At 69.5% G+C, this 15,723-nt stretch carries 16 protein-coding genes; 10 read left to right on the top strand and 6 right to left on the bottom strand.

Annotated elements, in window-relative coordinates:
* Positions 1 to 6: 6 nt before the first annotated feature.
* From Q3A80_RS09300 to Q3A80_RS09320, 5 genes are all read left to right on the top strand, one after another.
* Positions 7 to 1,215 (top strand): 3-hydroxybenzoate 6-monooxygenase, encoded by a 1,209-nt coding sequence (locus Q3A80_RS09300; protein ID WP_446328750.1) that lies wholly within the window; start codon positions 7 to 9, stop codon positions 1,213 to 1,215.
* 76 nt (positions 1,216 to 1,291) lie between these two features.
* Positions 1,292 to 2,653, top strand: a complete 1,362-nt coding sequence (locus tag Q3A80_RS09305; protein ID WP_446328751.1) for an MFS transporter — start codon at positions 1,292 to 1,294, stop codon at positions 2,651 to 2,653.
* A gap of 129 nt (positions 2,654 to 2,782) precedes the next feature.
* Complete coding sequence (locus tag Q3A80_RS09310) at positions 2,783 to 3,133, top strand: ArsR/SmtB family transcription factor (protein WP_446328752.1); 351 nt, start codon at positions 2,783 to 2,785, stop codon at positions 3,131 to 3,133.
* Positions 3,123 to 3,557, top strand: coding sequence for a YeeE/YedE family protein (locus tag Q3A80_RS09315; RefSeq protein ID WP_446328753.1), 435 nt, complete (start codon positions 3,123 to 3,125; stop codon positions 3,555 to 3,557). Before Q3A80_RS09310 ends, Q3A80_RS09315 begins: the two co-directional genes overlap by 11 nt.
* Before the next feature lies 1 nt (position 3,558).
* Positions 3,559 to 3,981, top strand: a complete 423-nt coding sequence (locus Q3A80_RS09320) for a DUF6691 family protein (RefSeq protein ID WP_446328754.1) — start codon at positions 3,559 to 3,561, stop codon at positions 3,979 to 3,981.
* 168 nt (positions 3,982 to 4,149) lie between these two features.
* Here the strand turns inward: Q3A80_RS09320 and Q3A80_RS09325 are convergent, their stop codons facing one another.
* Complete coding sequence (locus Q3A80_RS09325) at positions 4,150 to 4,500, bottom strand: hypothetical protein (RefSeq protein ID WP_446328755.1); 351 nt, start codon at positions 4,498 to 4,500, stop codon at positions 4,150 to 4,152.
* Between the two features lie 211 nt (positions 4,501 to 4,711).
* Between Q3A80_RS09325 and Q3A80_RS09330 the strand changes: the two genes are divergently transcribed.
* The gene (locus Q3A80_RS09330) at positions 4,712 to 6,196 is read left to right on the top strand and encodes an aminotransferase-like domain-containing protein (protein WP_446328756.1); all 1,485 of its coding nucleotides are present in this window, start codon (positions 4,712 to 4,714) and stop codon (positions 6,194 to 6,196) included.
* 144 nt (positions 6,197 to 6,340) lie between these two features.
* On the opposite strand, the gene Q3A80_RS09335 is transcribed toward Q3A80_RS09330, so the two are convergent.
* Together Q3A80_RS09335 and Q3A80_RS09340 are read right to left on the bottom strand one after the other, a co-directional pair.
* A complete protein-coding gene (locus tag Q3A80_RS09335) occupies positions 6,341 to 6,616 on the bottom strand; it encodes a hypothetical protein (RefSeq protein ID WP_446328757.1) in 276 nt (91 codons plus the stop codon).
* Between the two features lie 98 nt (positions 6,617 to 6,714).
* Positions 6,715 to 8,070, bottom strand: a complete 1,356-nt coding sequence (locus Q3A80_RS09340; protein WP_446328758.1) for a cytochrome-c peroxidase — start codon at positions 8,068 to 8,070, stop codon at positions 6,715 to 6,717.
* Here Q3A80_RS09340 and Q3A80_RS09345 point away from each other — a divergent pair.
* The gene (locus Q3A80_RS09345; protein WP_446328759.1) at positions 8,069 to 8,467 is read left to right on the top strand and encodes a hypothetical protein; all 399 of its coding nucleotides are present in this window, start codon (positions 8,069 to 8,071) and stop codon (positions 8,465 to 8,467) included. The genes Q3A80_RS09340 and Q3A80_RS09345 overlap by 2 nt on opposite strands.
* Here the strand turns inward: Q3A80_RS09345 and Q3A80_RS09350 are convergent.
* The gene (locus Q3A80_RS09350) at positions 8,454 to 9,917 is read right to left on the bottom strand and encodes a metallophosphoesterase family protein (RefSeq protein WP_446328760.1); all 1,464 of its coding nucleotides are present in this window, start codon (positions 9,915 to 9,917) and stop codon (positions 8,454 to 8,456) included. The genes Q3A80_RS09345 and Q3A80_RS09350 overlap by 14 nt on opposite strands.
* Before the next feature lie 179 nt (positions 9,918 to 10,096).
* Between Q3A80_RS09350 and Q3A80_RS09355 the strand changes: the two genes are divergently transcribed.
* Positions 10,097 to 10,945, top strand: coding sequence for a class I SAM-dependent methyltransferase (locus Q3A80_RS09355; RefSeq protein WP_446328761.1), 849 nt, complete (start codon positions 10,097 to 10,099; stop codon positions 10,943 to 10,945).
* 94 nt (positions 10,946 to 11,039) lie between these two features.
* Here the strand turns inward: Q3A80_RS09355 and Q3A80_RS09360 are convergent, their stop codons facing one another.
* Together Q3A80_RS09360 and Q3A80_RS09365 are read right to left on the bottom strand one after the other, a co-directional pair.
* On the bottom strand, positions 11,040 to 11,351 hold the full coding sequence (locus Q3A80_RS09360; RefSeq protein WP_446328762.1) for a hypothetical protein: 312 nt from the start codon (positions 11,349 to 11,351) through the stop codon (positions 11,040 to 11,042).
* Positions 11,352 to 11,445: 94 nt separating this feature from the next.
* Positions 11,446 to 13,467, bottom strand: coding sequence for a BCCT family transporter (locus tag Q3A80_RS09365; RefSeq protein WP_446328763.1), 2,022 nt, complete (start codon positions 13,465 to 13,467; stop codon positions 11,446 to 11,448).
* Positions 13,468 to 13,789: 322 nt separating this feature from the next.
* Here Q3A80_RS09365 and Q3A80_RS09370 point away from each other — a divergent pair, with 322 nt between their 5' ends.
* Both Q3A80_RS09370 and Q3A80_RS09375 read left to right on the top strand, forming a co-directional pair.
* Positions 13,790 to 14,734 (top strand): MurR/RpiR family transcriptional regulator, encoded by a 945-nt coding sequence (locus tag Q3A80_RS09370; protein ID WP_446328764.1) that lies wholly within the window; start codon positions 13,790 to 13,792, stop codon positions 14,732 to 14,734.
* A complete protein-coding gene (locus Q3A80_RS09375) occupies positions 14,731 to 15,717 on the top strand; it encodes an isoaspartyl peptidase/L-asparaginase family protein (protein ID WP_446328765.1) in 987 nt (328 codons plus the stop codon). The genes Q3A80_RS09370 and Q3A80_RS09375 overlap by 4 nt, the downstream gene beginning before the upstream one ends.
* Positions 15,718 to 15,723 lie beyond the last annotated feature (6 nt).

Raw genomic sequence — 15,723 nt, forward strand, 5'->3', positions numbered from 1 at the left:
ACAGACATGGGCGAGACACACAACACAGGCCGGCGCGTACTCGTGATCGGCGGCGGCATCGGCGGCCTCGCGACCGCGCTGGCGCTTGCGCGCCAGGGCATTCGCGTGAAGCTGCTCGAGCAGGCCGAGCATATCGGCGAGATCGGTGCGGGCATCCAGCTCGCGGCGAATGCCTTCAACGCGCTCGACGCGCTCGGCGTGGGCGACGCCGCACGCGGTCGAGCGGTGTTCACCGACTGGCTGCAACTGATGGATGCGGTCGATGCGCGGAAGGTCGCGCGCATCGATACCGGCGCCGCGTATCGCGAACGCTTCGGCAACCCGTACGCGGTGATTCATCGCGCGGACATTCATCTGTCGATTTACGAAGCGGTCAAGGATCATCCGCTGATCGAATTCCGGACCAGCACGCAGGTGTGCGGGTTCGAGCAGGACGGCAACGGCGTGACCGTGACCGACCAGCACGGCGAGCGCTATCGCGCGGACGCGGTGATCGGCTGCGACGGCGTGAAGTCCGCGATCCGTCATGCGCTGATCGGCGATGCGCATCGCGTGACGGGGCACGTCGTGTACCGCGCGGTCGTCGACGTCGACAACATGCCGAAGGATCTTCAGATCAACGCGCCGGTCGTCTGGGCCGGCCCGCATTGCCATCTCGTCCACTATCCGCTGCGCGGCGGACGGCAATACAACCTCGTCGTCACGTTCCACAGCCGCGAGCAGGAAACCTGGGGCGTGCGCGAGGGCAGCAAGGAGGAAGTGCTGTCGTACTTCGACGGCATCCATCCGTTGCCGAAGCAGATGCTCGACCGGCCGACGTCGTGGAAGCGCTGGGCGACCGCCGATCGCGACCCGGTCGAGCGCTGGAGCACGGGCCGCGCGACGGTGCTCGGCGACGCTGCGCATCCGATGACGCAGTACATCGCGCAGGGCGCGTGCCAGGCGCTCGAGGACGCGGTGACGCTCGGCGCGGCCGTCGCGCAGGCCGACGGCGACTTCGAGGCCGCGTTCGCGCTGTACGAACGCGTGCGGATTCCGCGCACCGCGCGCGTGCTGTACGCGGCGCGCGAGATGGGGCGGATCTATCACGCGAAGGGCGTCGAGCGGCAGGTACGCAACGGACTGTGGGTCGGTCGCACGCAGGCGCAGTTCTACGACGCGCTCGACTGGCTGCACGGCTGGCGCGCGGAAGATTGCCTGAAGTCCGTCGCCTGACGCGCTTCAGCCCGCATCCGGCGGCGCGCATTCCAACCACATCGCGCGCGACCGCCTTCATGGAGGAGACACCATCATGGCCGATACGCTGTCCATCGACGTCAGCGAATGGATCGACCGGCATCGCGTTGCGCCGTTTCAGGCCGCGATCGTCGTGTTGTGCTTCCTGATCGTCGCGATCGACGGTTTCGATACCGCATCGATCGGGTTCATCGCCCCCGTCATTCGTGCGGAATGGGGCTTGTCGCCCGCGCAGCTCGCGCCGGTATTCGGTGCGGGCCTCGCCGGGCTGATGGCCGGCGCGCTCGTGTTCGGGCCGTTCGGCGACCGGTTCGGCCGCAAGCGGCTGCTGCTCGCCTGCGTCGCGTGCTTCGGCATCGCGACCGCCGCGTCGGCGAGCGCGGGCGGGTTGGCCGAGCTGATCGCATGGCGCTTCGTGACGGGGCTCGGGCTCGGCGGTGCGATGCCGAACGCGATCACGCTGACGTCCGAGTATTGCCCCGCACGGCGGCGCTCGCTGCTCGTGACGACGATGTTCTGCGGCTTCACGATCGGCTCCGCGCTCGGCGGGCTCGCGGCCGCGGCACTGATCGAGCGCAACGGCTGGCGTGCGGTGCTCGTCGTCGGCGGTGCCGCGCCGCTGTTGCTTCTGCCGGTGCTCGCATGGCGGCTGCCGGAATCGGTGCGTTACCTCGTCAACACCGGCGCGGCGCGCGAGCGGGTCGCGGCGATGCTCGCGCGTATCGCGCCGGACCCGCATCTCGCGCATGCGTCGTTCGTCGCGCCGCGCGGGAAGCCGGCAGGGTCGCCGCTCGGCCGTCTGTTCGGCGCGGACCTGCTGCGCGGCACGCTGTTGCTGTGGCTCGCGTTCTTCATGAGCCTGCTCGTCATCTATCTGCTGTCCAGCTGGTTGCCGACGCTGTTGCGCACGACCGGCGCGACGCTGCAGACCGCGGCACGCGTGACCGCGATGTTCCAGGTCGGCGGCACGCTCGGCGCGATCGTGCTCGGCTGGCTGATGGACCGCTTCGATCCGCATCGCGTGCTCGCATGCAGCTATGCGGCGGCGGGCGTGTTCGTCGCGGCGATCGGCGTGCTGGCCGCATCGCCGGAAGGCGCCGCGCTGGCCGTGTTCGCGGCCGGCTTCTGCGTGTCGGGTTCGCAGGTCGGCGCGAATGCGCTGTCGGCCGCGTTCTATCCGACCGAATGCCGAACCACCGGCGTCAGCTGGGCGAACGGGATCGGCCGCGGCGGATCGGTCGTCGGCTCGATGGCGGGCGGCGCGATGCTCGCGATGGGACTGCCTTTGCCGACTGCGTTTGCCGTTGTCGCGGTGCCGTGCGTGATCGCCGGAATCGCGGTGCTGACGCTCGGGAGAGTGCGGACCGGCGCGAAGCGGGCGGCGGCGGCCGATGCGATTGCCGGCGAGCAGGCTTAGCGGAACGAGGGGCGGTGCAGACGGTGCCGGCTGCCTTGATGGATCGACGGCACGGGCTGAACGGGCGGATCGATAATATATAAGTTGATATAATATCGATTCGTTAATCGTCTGCAAAAGCTCGTCCTCATGAACGCCGATTCTTCCGCCGGGCTGCCCGAGCCCGATCAGATGCGCGCCGCCGCCGAATCGGCGTGCGCGCTGCTCAAGGTGCTGTCCAACCCCGACCGGTTGCTGCTGTTGTGCGAACTGTCGCAGGGTGAACGTTGCGTCAGCGATCTCGAGGCGCGGCTGGATATCCGTCAGCCGACGCTGTCGCAGCAGCTCGGCGTGTTGCGCGACAACGCGCTCGTGCGCACGCGCCGCGAAGGCAAGAACATCCACTATTCGCTCGACAGCCCGGCCGCGATCGCGGTGATGGGCGTGCTCTACGAACAGTTTTGCGGCCCCGCCGTGAAGGGAAAGCGCCATGCAGGTTGACGCGCTTCATTTCACGCCTTGGCTGTCGCTTGCGGGCGGCGTGCTGATCGGGCTCGCTGCCGCGTGGCTCGTCGCGTTCAACGGGCGGATCGCCGGAATCAGCGGCATCGTCGGCGGGCTGTTCGCGGCCGGTGCCGCGGAGCGCGACTGGCGTGCCGCGTTCGTCGCAGGGCTGATCGCCGCGCCGCTGATGATGCGTATCGCCGGCGCCGGCGTGGTCCCGGAAGTGGACGCAGGCTGGGGCGAATTGCTGGCGGCCGGCGTGCTGGTCGGGATCGGCACGCGCTATGCGGGCGGATGCACGAGCGGTCACGGCGTCTGCGGACTGTCGCGCGGCGCCGCGCGTTCGATCGTTGCGACGGCGGTGTTCATGGCGGCGGGCTTCGCGACCGTTTTCGTACGCCGGCACGTGCTCGGAGGCTGACATGCAGGCAGCATTCGCGTTTCTGGCCGGACTGCTGTTCGGCGTCGGCCTGATCGTGTCGGGGATGGCGAACCCGCGGAAGGTGCTCGGTTTTCTCGACCTGGCCGGCTGGTGGGATCCGTCGCTCGCATTCGTGATGGCCGGCGCGATCGGCGTCGCGGTGTTTGCATTCGCATGGGCGAAGCGTCGGACGTGCTCGTGGCTCGGCTTACCGATTCAGTGGCCTGCCGCGCGGACGGTGACCGTGCGCCTCGTTGCCGGGAGCGCCGTGTTCGGCATCGGCTGGGGCCTCGCCGGGTTCTGCCCGGGGCCGGCGATCGTGTCGATCGGGCTCGGGTCGGTCAAGGGCATGGCGTTCGCCGTCGCGATGCTGGTCGGCATGGCGCTGTTCGAATGGATCGAGCGGCGGCGGAAGGCGCGGTAGCGGCCGCGGACTTCCTGTCACGGGCCGTGGCCGCTGCAGCAGCCTGATCGGACGCGCTGAGTGGATCTGCCCCGCAGCGCGGTGGCTGACAAGATCGCGCGTGTCGCCGGCGCGGCGACGCGGCGGTCGCATGATGACACCCGGCGACGATGGCGCGAGCTGCCGCAGTCAGGGCTGCTCGCGCACATGCCGTTCGGTGAATACCCGGACCGACGCCCGGTGCAGCCATGCGCGCCACGCGGCGAACACGCCGCGTCGAGCCGCCGGTTCCGCGACGATCGCGCCGACCGGCCCGGCCCCGCTGGCGGACAACATCACATGGCCGGCCGTCTCGATCGTCAGGCATTCGCCTTCGTCGAGCACGCGGCGAACGTATTGCGGCGCATCCGGCAGCCAGTCGAGCCCGCCGTGGTGCAGCGTAACCGACAGCGCGCCGTCGAGCACGATCACCCGGGCGCCGTTGTCCAACCACGCAAAGTGGCTTTGGCCGGCATCGAGCCGGATGTCTTGCGTTCGCATGGCGAGTCCTTTCCCGTTGTCACTGGTTGGCCGGCCTCGCGACGGCGAGGCGATGGCGTGCCATCAGGTTAGGGAAACGCGCGGGTGCACGACAGATTCAGGGGACGGGAATCTGTTACGGTGCAAACGCCTGTTTCAGATCGCTGTATCGGTGGGTTTCGTCGGAATCTGTATCTGGCGTGCACCGGAGCGCGCGGGCACGATCGACTGCATGACCTTCGCCGCCGATCCGTCCCGCACGCCTTTGCCGATGACCGGCGAGCCGCTTTACGAACGGCTCGCCGAGCATTACCGCCGCATCATCGCGGCCGGCACGCTCTCGCCCGGCGACCGGATGCCGTCGGTGCGCGCATTCATGGCGCAGCACGGCGTAAGCCTGTCGACCGCGATCCAGGCGTTCCGGCGGCTCGAGGATACGGGCTGGTGCGAAGCCAGGCCGCGTTCCGGGTACTTCGTGCGGCGGCGAGCGGCGGCTGCGCTTCAGGCGCTGCCGGAAAGCAGCGGGCCGCCGTTGAGTATCGAACCGCCATTCGCCGGCCTGCACGAACGCGTATCGCGGGTGATCGATCGCGGGAATGCGAAACCCGACGCGCTGAATCTCGGCGGCGCGTCCGCGCAGGCGACGCTGTATCCGGCCGAGCGCCTGCAGGCGCTGGCGATCCGGCTGTTGCGCCGCAAGCCGACGCTGTTGACCGATGCAGGGCCGGTCGGCGGCTCGCCCGAATTCCGGCAGACGATGGCCAGGCGTGCGCTGTCGTACGGTGTGACCGTGTCGCCGGACGACGTGATGTCGACGAGCGGCGGCGTCGATGCGGTGAATCTCGCGCTGCGCGCGGTGGCGCGCCCCGGCGACACGATCGCGATCGAATCGCCGGCCTTTTTCGGCTTGATCCAGTTGCTCGAAAGCCTCGGCCTGCGCGCGCTCGAAATTCCGGCCAGTCCGACAACCGGGCTGTCGATCGAGGCGCTCGACGTGGCGCTGACCGCGTACCCCGATATTCGGGCCGTGGTCGTCGTGCCGAATCTGCAGAACCCGCTCGGCAGCGTGATGCCCGACGAACGCAAGGCCGCGCTGGTCGCGCTGTGCTCGCGCCACGGCGTGGCCGTGATCGAGGACGAGCCGTATCGCGAACTCGTCGAGGCGCCGCACGCGGTGAAGCCGGTGAAGGCATGGGACCGCGACGGCACGGTGATCTACTGCCCGTCGTTCAACAAGGTGCTGGCGCCCGGGATGCGGCTCGGCTGGATGAGCGCGGGCCGCTGGCATGCGCGCGTGAAAATGCTCAAGTTCGCGCACAGCCGGCACAACGCTGCGTTGCTGCAGGCCGTCGCGGCCGAATTCGTCGGCTCGGGTGCATTCGATCGCCACCTGCACCGGTTTCGCGAACAGCTTCGCGTGCAGCGCGATGCGACGATCGATGCGATCGCGCGCCACTTTCCGGCCGGCACGCGGATGAACCGGCCGCCGGGCGGCATGCTGCTGTGGATCGCGTTGCCGGACGGCGTGCGTTCCGAACCATTGTTCGATGCCGCGTTGGCACGCGGGGTAAGGATTGCGCCCGGCTCGATCTTTTCGAATTCCGACCGCTTTGACGCGTATGTCCGGCTTGCCTGCACGCGGGTGTTCGACACGGCCCATGAAGCGGCAATCGAAACACTCGGCGAGCTGATACGGGACGCGGCCGCCGCCGCGTAGGCCGTGCCGGGAGCGGCTTGCCCGGTGCGTCTGCGTCGGCGCCCGGTGTTCGAGCTGAACGCACGGGCCGGCCGATCCGGCTCGTCGCGCTTCCGCCGGCCGGCCGCCGCGCGACGACACGCCAGCGATACGACTTCGGCGATGTCATCGGCCCACCGCCTGCGCGGCCAGGTGCTGACGGATCAGCGACAGGTAGCGATCGCCGACCGTGAAGTCGCGCGCGGCACGCGGCCGTTCCGGCTGGCGCAGCGTGGCCGGCGCGCTCATGCCCAGATACCGGCATACCGCGAACGGAAACGGTTTGCGCGTATGCCCGAGCTGGCGTGCCGCGCGCTCCACGCGGGCGTCGCCGAGCTGCGCGCGCAGCCATGCCAGTACTTGGCGATCGGTGTCGTTGACGATACGGACCAGATGTTCCATCGCGCACCTCACTGTTCATAAATACAGTACTGTAAATATAACCAGTATATGAGGCGGCCGCAAGCGGGCGTGCGTCCGCCTGGCCGTTCGGCCAGGGTTCAGCGCGCCGGCGCGGCGGTACGGGCGATCCGGGCGGCAGGCGCCTTCGGCGTGGCGGGGGCGGCAGGGCTGGCGGAGGCCGCGAAATGCGCATAGCGCGCATCGGTCAGCGTGCCGAGGAACGCGACGATATCGTCGATTTCCGCGTCGGTCAGGGCGGGCGGCGTGCCCGGCCGGCGGTTCATCGGCGTCGAGTTGACGTTGATGTTGCCGCGATAGGCGGCCGGCACGTCGTCGAACGTCTTCGCGCCGTGATACCAGCGGCCCGGGTCCGTCGACCGCGTGTTGTAGAACGCGACCGCGTCGCGCAGCGTCGTGAATACGCCGTTGTGCATGAACGTCTGTTTGACCGCGACGTTGCGCAGCCCCGGCGTGCGCAGGTAGCCGCACCATTGCGTCGGCTCGGGCCAGCGCAGCCGGGTGGCCGTGTCGCACAGGCCGTTGTCGAAATGGCGCGGATCGCGGTTCGCGGGCAGCGCGCGATTGCGCGGCACCGCGATCGCGTCGTAGCCGAAGTCGGTGAACAGGGAGCGTTCCGGCCGGCTCGACGTCTCCGACAACGTATGGCAACTCATGCAGTTGCCCTTGTCGGGGTTGCGAAACAGCGCCAGCCCGCGCATCTCGGCCGGCGCGAGCGGTTGGCGCGTGCGCAGGAACGTGTCGAAGCGCGACGTGAACGGCGCCATCTCGTCGCTCTGCAGGTAGGCCTCGAGCGCCGCGCCGAGCGCGCGCACCAGCTGCTCCGGATCGCGCCGTACGGATGCGCCGAAGCGTGCGGCGAGATCGGGCGCCAGCTCGGTGCCGTCGACCTTGCGCAGCAGCGCAGCCGGCGACCGGTTGTTCATCTCGTTCGGATCGAACAGCGGCCCGCGGATCTGTTCGGCGAGCGTGTCCGCGCGGCCGTCGCTGAAGAGGCCGCCGAACGGCGACGGCGCCGGCGCGTCGTCATCCTGGTAGAAGTGGCGGCGCGGCACGTAACGGACGTAGAGCAGCGACGGCGCATTGCGCTGGCTGAAGCGCCCGCGGCGGCTGCCTTCCGGCACGCCGGGGCCTGCGAGCGAGGCCGCGGACAGTGTCGGCGCGAACGCGCGCGCCGGATCGTGGCAGCCCGCGCACGACGTCCCGCGCGGCTCGGACAGGCGCGGATCGAAGAAGATCCGCCGCCCGAGCGCGACGAGCGTCGGATCGGGCGCGAAGCGGGCGGTCGCCGCGTCGACCTTGCCGGTCACCTGCGGCGTGCCGTTGCCGATCGTGCCGACGACGCGCGACGGCGGCGCGCCGGGGAGCAGCGTCGTTTCGGAAGGTGCGGCCTGCGCCGCAAGTGCGGCCCCGGCGAGCATCGCAGTGGCAAGCATGCGTATCGCCGAGCCGGTACCGGCAACCGGGATCGGAGCCGGAACGCGAGCCGAAGCCGAAGCCGATGCCGATGCTGGAGCCGGCGCCGAAGCCGGAGCCGGAGCCGGAGCCGACGCCGAAGCCGATGCCGAAGCCGAAGCCGATGCCGATGCCGATGCCGATGCCGGAGCCAGCGCCGAAGCCGAAACCGAAGCCGATGCCGAAGCCGATGCCGAAGCCGAAGCAGACGCCGGAGTCGCACGCGACCCCCTAATCCGACGCTCGCTTGCCGCCATCCCCGAAACCGGACGTACCCACACCGCAGCCATCCGCCGCCAGCGGCCGGCCACCCCCGCCAAACCCGCCAAACCCGTCAAACCCTCACCCAACCGCACGTCGTCACTCACGGCGCGATGAACCCCGTCTTGTCGCAGGCGAGCGTCGTGCCCGACTGGTCGCACGACGCGAGCAGCTTGCCCGCCGCCGAATACGCATGGAACACCCAGCCCGTTGCCGGCGCCGCGCGTCGCTCCATGATCAGGAAGCCGAAGCTGTTGTTGTGCGACAGCCGCTCGATCACGGCGCCCGGCGCGGGCGTCAGGCCTGCCGGGAACGGATCGGGCAGCGCGACGTCGAGGTTGTCGCCGCCGTTGCCGGACACGATCGTCGCCGGATGTCCGGACGAGAAGTTGATCGCCTGGAAGTCGTGCACGTGTCCGTGCAGCGCGACGTGGATGCCGGGCGGGTAGTACGCCTGTGCGTTCAGGCTCGCCATCACCGACTGCAGCGCGAGGTTGCCCGGCGCAGGCGTGCTGCCGGCGATCGGCGCGAACGCGAGGATCGGATGGTGGTTCGTGAAGATCGTCGTCGTGATGCCGGCTTTCGACGCGAGCGCCGCGACCGTCTGGAACTGCTTCTGGTAGATGCGGAATTGCGCGTCGGTCGTCTTCAGCGGATTGCGGCCGACCTTCGCGGTATCGAACACGATCACCTGCGTGCCGCCGCCGAGCGACACCGCATACGGGTCCGAGTAGTTCGCGTCGTTGTCGTTGGCCGGATCGTCGCACGAACGGGCCGCCGAATACGGGCGCGGATCGAGGAAGCGGTACCAGCCCTGGCCGGCCCGCGCGCATTCCTCGTGATTGCCGCGCACGACGACCCACGGCGCCTTCGCGAACAGCGGCGCGGCCGGGCGGAACAGGTCGGCCTGCCACGTATCCCAGCCGTAGCCCCATGGGCTGTCCTTGCAGCCGGCGATGTCGGGCGGGCATGCGTTCTCGCGATAGTGATAGTCGCCGACGTGCAGCACCAGATCAGGCGACAGCTTCGCGACGCTCGCCGCGATCGTGTCGAACGGCCAGACCGTCGCGTCGTTGCACGCCTGCCATGCGTTGTCGGCCTTCTTCATCCGGCAGCCGGTGTCGGCGATGATCGCGATGCGCTGCGGCAGCGCTTTCGGCAGCGGCAGCGCGCGCCCCGCGACGCTCGCCGACTGCGCATCGGCCGGCAGCGTCGTTTCGCAGACCGACACCGGGAAGCTCGACGGCTTCGAGTCGGCCGGGTCGCTGGCGGTCGTCCGTTGCGGAACGGTCGCGGCGCCGGCGCGCAGCGTCATGCGCGACAGCTTGCCGTCGACGGCAAGCTGCGGACACAGCGGATCGCTCGCGGAAGCGGGGCGGTAGTTCGTGATCACGCGCGCGATCGCCTGGTTCGCATCGCCGATCTCGACCCACGCGGCCTGGACGTTGATCGCGGCACTGGCCGGATCGGCGGGCGTATCGATGTGGTTCGAACACGCGGACAGCGCCGCGAGGGCAACAAGCGGAGCGCAGCGCACGAACCGCGCGCGCGAGAAGAGTCGTCGCATGGGAGGCACCGTAGGAAAGCCGTCAACGATACGCAACACGAATGTAAGTAATGTGAATGGCTGCGATGCAGCCGGCGCGCCGAGCGTTCCGGCGCGACGGCCTTGACCTCAAGCCGGCTTGATGCAGCATAGTCCCGTGCACGGCTCATGACGCCCAACAGGAACCAGGAGAATCGACGATGGAAGACAGCCACGCAAACGAAGCGCAGTCCGCGCTGTGGAACGGGCCGTCGGGGCTCGCGTGGGTCGACGCGCAGACGTCGCTCGACCGGATGTTCGAGCCGTTCGAGATACTGCTCGCGGACGCGGCGGTGACGGCGTCCGCGCGCAGCGTGCTGGATGTCGGCTGCGGCACGGGCGCGGTGACGCTCGCGATCGCACGGCGACTCGGCGCGCACGCGCACTGTACGGGTGTCGACATCTCGGCGCGGATGATCGCCGCCGCGCACGCGCGCGCGGAACGCGACGGTCTCGACATCGATTTCGTGCAGGCCGATGCGCAGACGCACGGGTTCCCGCCCGCTCGGTTCGACCTGATCGTGTCGCGCTTCGGCGTGATGTTCTTCGACGATCCGGTCCGGGCATTCGGGAACTTGCGGCACGCGGCGCGGCAGAACGCGCAGCTGCGCTTCGTTGCATGGCGCGGCGCGGCCGACAATCCGTTCATGACGACGGCCGAGCGTGCCGCCGAGCCGTTGCTGCCCGACCTGCCGGCGCGGCAACCCGGCGCACCGGGACAATTCGCGTTCGGTGACCGCCAGCGGATCGCGTCGGTGTTGGCGGACAGCGGCTGGGCCGACATCGCGATCGAGCCGATCGATACCGCATGTGCGTTGCCGGCCGCCGCGCTGGACGACTACATCGCGCGGCTGGGACCCGTCGGCCTCGCGCTGCGGCAGGTGGACGACGCGACACGCCGGCGCGTGATCGAGACGGTTCGCGCCGCGTTCGATCGCTACGTGCAGGGCGCCGATCTGCGTTTCGACGCGGCGTGCTGGCTCGTTACCGCGCGGGCGCGGTCGGTGTGACGCTTCGGGAGAACGGCGACTTTCCGATCGTTGCAACGCGCGTGGGCCGGTACGCGCGCTGAACCGGACGCGCGTAAAGCGTAAAGCGCTGTCTTCAGCCGCGCCGTGCGCGCAACATCCACCACGCGCAACCGGCCGCGACGAGCGCGAGGCCGAGCAGCACGGCTTCGGCGCCGAGCGCAAAACCCGGCGGCATCTCGCCGCTGTTGGGCACGGGCGACAGGTTCGCGGTCATCGCGACCGCGCCGCCGGCCAGCAGCGCGATGCAGGCGATCCAGTACAGCTTGCCGCGCGGCGCGGCCGTGCGCATCCGCCACAGCGCAAGGCCGACACCGGCGACGTAAAGCACCGCGAGCGTGGCGAGTGCGATGAGGTCGCCGGTACGATCGTGCAGGACGCCGCTCATCGTGCGGCTCCGCCGGCAGGCGCGCGCCGGCTCGATGCGCTGAACGCGCCGAACGTAATGAATCTGGCCAATATGAAGAAGCCGATGGTCTCGCTCATTCGGCCTCCGTTGCGTGACCCGGCGCGCGGCTCAGCAGATGCGTGCGCTGGTCGGCCGCGAGCGACACGTAGCGTTCGTATTGCCGCAGCACGTCGGCGATCAGTTCGTCACCGCGCAGGTATTCGACGTCGTAGCCGAGCCGGCCGTCCGCGAAGAACGTGACGATCCCGTACACGTGCGGACGTTCCGATTCCGGTTCGGCCGTCTCGCGTACGAGGCACGCCGGCGCGGATTTTGCCGTCACGCGCGCGCCGTAGACGAAATCGCGATGTTCGGCGGTCGGCACGGTGAGCCGTACCGCATCCTCGTTGTCGCGCTGCACGTGCGCGTCGACGCCGCCGGCGCGCAGTTCGTCGGCGACCTTGCGCAGCGCGGGCTCGACGGTTTCAGCGACGAACTGGCGCGCGTCGGCCTCGGTGGTTTGACGCAGGATGTGCGTCAGGCGATGGCGCCAGTGCTGACCGGTCCAGAAGCTCGTCGCGGGCGCGACGTCCTGCGAATAGTGCGCGCGATCGGCCGCGAGCCCGCGCCACAGCCCGTAGCACAGGGCGAGCATGATCAGCGCGACCGGCAACGCGGCGATCAGCGTCATCGCCTGCAGCGCGCCGAGGCCGCCCGCGACCAGCAGCACGGCCGCCGTCACGCCGAGCAGCGCGGCCCAGAACAGCCGCTGCCACACCGGCGAATGCGCGGCGCCGCGCGTCGCGATCTGGTCGATCACGAACGCGCCCGAATCGGCGGACGTGACGAAGAACACCGCGATCAGCACGATCGCGACGATCGACAACAACTGCGGCAGCGGCAGGAAATCGAAGAAGCGGAACAGCAGCGCGTCGACGCTGGTGGCCGTCTGCGCGAGCGCGCCGGCCGCACCGTGCGTGTCGAGCCAGATCGCGCTGTTGCCGAACACGGTCATCCATACGAGGTTGAACGCCGTCGGCACGAGCAACACGCCGATCACGAACTGGCGGATCGTGCGGCCGCGCGAGATGCGCGCGATGAACATCCCGACGAACGGCGACCACGACACCCACCATGCCCAGTAGAGAATCGTCCAGCCGCCGAACCAGCCTTCCTCGCGCGGCGGCGCGTACGCATAGGTGCGGAACGACAGGTCGACGAGGTTCGACAGGTACTGCCCGATGTTGTCGCCGAGCGCGCGCAGCAGGAACGCGGTAGGGCCCGCGACGACCACGAACGCAAGCAGCAGGAACGCGAGCAGCAGGTTCAGCTCGGACAGCCGTCGCACACCCTTGTCGAGGCCGCTTGCAGCCGACGCGCCCGCGAGGAGCACGACGATCGCGACGAGCGCGATGCGAAACGCGTTGCCGCTCGTGTCCCAGCCGGCCACCGTGTGCAGGCCCGCGCTCAGTTGCATCACGCCGTAGCCGAGCGTCGTCGCGATGCCCGCGACCGTGCCGACCAGCGCGAATGCGTCGACCGTGTGACCGATCCAGCCGTTCACGCGCTCGCGCAGCACCGGATACAGCCCGGAGCGCAGCGTCAGCGGCAGGTTGTAGCGGAAGCCGAAGTACGCGAGCACGAGCCCCATCAGCCCGTAGACCGCCCACGCATGGAAGCCCCAGTGGAAGAAGGTCATCAGCATCGCCTCGCGCGCGGCGGCAGGCGTGCCGGGGTCGACGGTCGGCGGCTTCAGGAAGTGCTGCATCGGCTCGCCGACGCCGAAGTACATGAGGCCGATCCCCATGCCGGCCGCGAACAGCATGGCCGTCCACGACACGAAGCTGAACTCGGGTTCGGCATCGTCGGGGCCGAGCCGGATGTTGCCGAAGTCGCTTGCCGCGATCAGCACGAGAAAGACGAGGAACGTGGTGACGGCGAGCACGTAGAACCAGTCGAAGCGCGCGACGACCCACTGCTGGCCGGCGGAGAACAGCGCGCCGGCTTCGGTCGGGTGCAGCGCGCATACGGCGAGCAGCGCGCCGATGACCGCGAGCGCCGGCAGTACGACCTGCGGCTTGAACGTCGTGCGGGGCGACGGAACGGAATCTGGCATGGCGGGCATCCAGTTGTGGGCGCAACGAGGCGCGACGCCGCCCGGCGCGCGTACGTCGCGCGTCGGACCCTGATACGGCGTGCGTCGAGTGTACCGCGGTGTCAGGACTGCAAGGAGAGGGTATGCAGCAAGGATCAAGCTGACGAATTGTAAGGTATCGCGGCGAGCGAGAAAACCCGCGCGTCGGCGCGGTGCGGCCCGCGACACCGCCGATCCGTGCACGCGAACGCGACAGGGTCGTGACAACCCTGATGAAAATTTATTTTTTTCCGCGCGGCAGATTGTGTAAATTGATTTTCATCTACCTTGCAAAACCTTTCGTATGACGCCTCTCGTTCCGCACGATGCCAGTCAGGATGAATCCGCGATCGCGGAGCGCATTGCGTCGGCCATGCCGCGGATGACGCCGATCCATCGGCGGATGGGCCAGTTCGTGCTCGCGAATCCGTTTCGCGCGGCGACGATGCGGATCGACGAGCTCGCGCAGGCGGTGAACGCATCGATCGCGACCGCGAACCGCTTCGCGAAGGCGCTCGGCTTCGACGGCTATCCGGCGATGCGCGCGGCGCTCGTGCGCGGCTTCGAGGCGACGCTCGGCCCGGTCGAGCGGCTGCGGTCGGCGCAGGAACAGGAGCAGGGCGTGCGCGGCGCCGCGTGGATCGATGCGGTGTTCGACCAGGCCGTCGCGAACATCGAGAACACGCGCGCGCAGCTGGATGCGGCCGATGTCGAAGCGGCGGTCGAGGCGATCGTCGGCGCGCGGCGCGTGCTGATCCTCGGCGCCGGTTCGAGCGCGTTCCTCGCCGGGCTGATGGAGCACGGGCTGTCGGTGTGCCACGACAACGTGCAATCGCTCGCGCTGCTGGGCGGCCCGTCGCATGCGGCGCGGCGCCTGTATACGGCCGACTCGCGCGATCTCGTGATCGCGCTCGCGTGTCCGCGCTACGTGAAGGACACGATCGAGCTGGCCCGTCGTGCGGCGGCGCGCGGCGCGCGCGTGCTCGGCATCTCCGACGGCCCGCAATCGCCGCTTGCGCCGATCGCATCGATGAACCTGTACGTGAAGGCCGAGCGGCGTTTCGCGGCGACGTCGGAAGCCGCCGTGCTCACGTTGATCGAGGCGCTGATCGATGCGGTCGCGCTGCGCACGCACCGGTCCGCGAAGTCCGCCGCCGAGATGACCGAATTCCTGCTGCCGTGGCTCGTGCAGCCGCAAGCGGCGCTGCCGGCCGCCAGCCCTTCTTCCCCACGTCCGAAAAAATCATGACTTCATCCGCGATCGTCGCGATTCATGGCGGCGCAGGCACGATCCTGCGCGATGCGATGGATTCCGACACCGAACGCCAGTACCGAGCCGAGCTCACCGCGATCCTCGAGGCCGCGCAGAAGGTGCTCGCCGGCGGCGGCAGCGCGCTCGACGCCGTGACCGTCGCGGTGCGGATGCTCGAGGACTGTCCGCTGTTCAACGCCGGGCGCGGCGCCGTCTATACGGCCGAGGGCCGGCACGAGCTCGACGCGGCTGTGATGGACGGCGCGACGCTCGCGGCCGGCGCGATCTGCTGCGCGACCCGCGTGCGCAATCCGGTCCTCGCCGCGCGGCGCGTGATGGAGGCGAGCGAGCACGTGCTGTTCGCCGGCGCAGGCGCGGACGCGTTCGCGGCCGCGCAGGGGCTCGAACTCGTCGAGCCCGGCTACTTCGACACCGAAGCGCGCCATGCGCAATGGGTCAAGGCGCGCGCGGCGGCCGGCACGATGCTCGATCACGACGCGGCGACCTTCGCGTTCGGCGCCGCGCGGCCGCCCGAACCGCTCGATCCCGACCGCAAGCACGGCACGGTCGGCGCGGTCGCGTGCGACGTCAACGGGCATGTCGCGGCGGCGACGTCGACCGGCGGCATCACGAACAAGCAGCCGGGGCGCGTCGGCGATTCGCCGATCATCGGCGCCGGCTGCTACGCGGACGACGCGACGTGCGCGGTATCCGCCACCGGCACCGGCGAGATGTTCATCCGGCTCGCGACCGCGCACGACATGGCCGCGCAGATCGCGTATCGCGGCGCATCGCTCGCCGACGCCGCGCACGACGTCGTGATGAACAAGCTGCCGCGCCTGGCCGGCCGCGGCGGGATCGTCGCGGTCGATGCGCACGGCAACGTCGCGATGCCGTTCAACACGGAAGGGATGTATCGCGGGTACGCGCGCGTCGGCGAGGCGCCGGTGGTCGGCATCTACCGCGACGATGCAGCCTGATTCCGG

The organism is Burkholderia sp. SR8 (assembly GCF_052851275.1).

What these genes read in the sequence shown, in the direction of transcription:
- Q3A80_RS09300 (WP_446328750.1), top strand. Translation starts at nt 7, where the DNA reads ATGGGCGAGACACACAACACAGGCCGGCGCGTACTCGTGATCGGCGGC.
- Q3A80_RS09305 (WP_446328751.1), top strand. Translation starts at nt 1,292, where the DNA reads ATGGCCGATACGCTGTCCATCGACGTCAGCGAATGGATCGACCGGCAT.
- Q3A80_RS09310 (WP_446328752.1), top strand. Translation starts at nt 2,783, where the DNA reads ATGAACGCCGATTCTTCCGCCGGGCTGCCCGAGCCCGATCAGATGCGC.
- Q3A80_RS09315 (WP_446328753.1), top strand. Translation starts at nt 3,123, where the DNA reads ATGCAGGTTGACGCGCTTCATTTCACGCCTTGGCTGTCGCTTGCGGGC.
- Q3A80_RS09320 (WP_446328754.1), top strand. Translation starts at nt 3,559, where the DNA reads ATGCAGGCAGCATTCGCGTTTCTGGCCGGACTGCTGTTCGGCGTCGGC.
- Q3A80_RS09325 (WP_446328755.1), bottom strand. Translation starts at nt 4,500, where the DNA reads ATGCGAACGCAAGACATCCGGCTCGATGCCGGCCAAAGCCACTTTGCG.
- Q3A80_RS09330 (WP_446328756.1), top strand. Translation starts at nt 4,712, where the DNA reads ATGACCTTCGCCGCCGATCCGTCCCGCACGCCTTTGCCGATGACCGGC.
- Q3A80_RS09335 (WP_446328757.1), bottom strand. Translation starts at nt 6,616, where the DNA reads ATGGAACATCTGGTCCGTATCGTCAACGACACCGATCGCCAAGTACTG.
- Q3A80_RS09345 (WP_446328759.1), top strand. Translation starts at nt 8,069, where the DNA reads ATGCGTATCGCCGAGCCGGTACCGGCAACCGGGATCGGAGCCGGAACG.
- Q3A80_RS09340 (WP_446328758.1), bottom strand. Translation starts at nt 8,070, where the DNA reads ATGCTTGCCACTGCGATGCTCGCCGGGGCCGCACTTGCGGCGCAGGCC.
- Q3A80_RS09350 (WP_446328760.1), bottom strand. Translation starts at nt 9,917, where the DNA reads ATGCGACGACTCTTCTCGCGCGCGCGGTTCGTGCGCTGCGCTCCGCTT.
- Q3A80_RS09355 (WP_446328761.1), top strand. Translation starts at nt 10,097, where the DNA reads ATGGAAGACAGCCACGCAAACGAAGCGCAGTCCGCGCTGTGGAACGGG.
- Q3A80_RS09360 (WP_446328762.1), bottom strand. Translation starts at nt 11,351, where the DNA reads ATGAGCGGCGTCCTGCACGATCGTACCGGCGACCTCATCGCACTCGCC.
- Q3A80_RS09365 (WP_446328763.1), bottom strand. Translation starts at nt 13,467, where the DNA reads ATGCCAGATTCCGTTCCGTCGCCCCGCACGACGTTCAAGCCGCAGGTC.
- Q3A80_RS09370 (WP_446328764.1), top strand. Translation starts at nt 13,790, where the DNA reads ATGACGCCTCTCGTTCCGCACGATGCCAGTCAGGATGAATCCGCGATC.
- Q3A80_RS09375 (WP_446328765.1), top strand. Translation starts at nt 14,731, where the DNA reads ATGACTTCATCCGCGATCGTCGCGATTCATGGCGGCGCAGGCACGATC.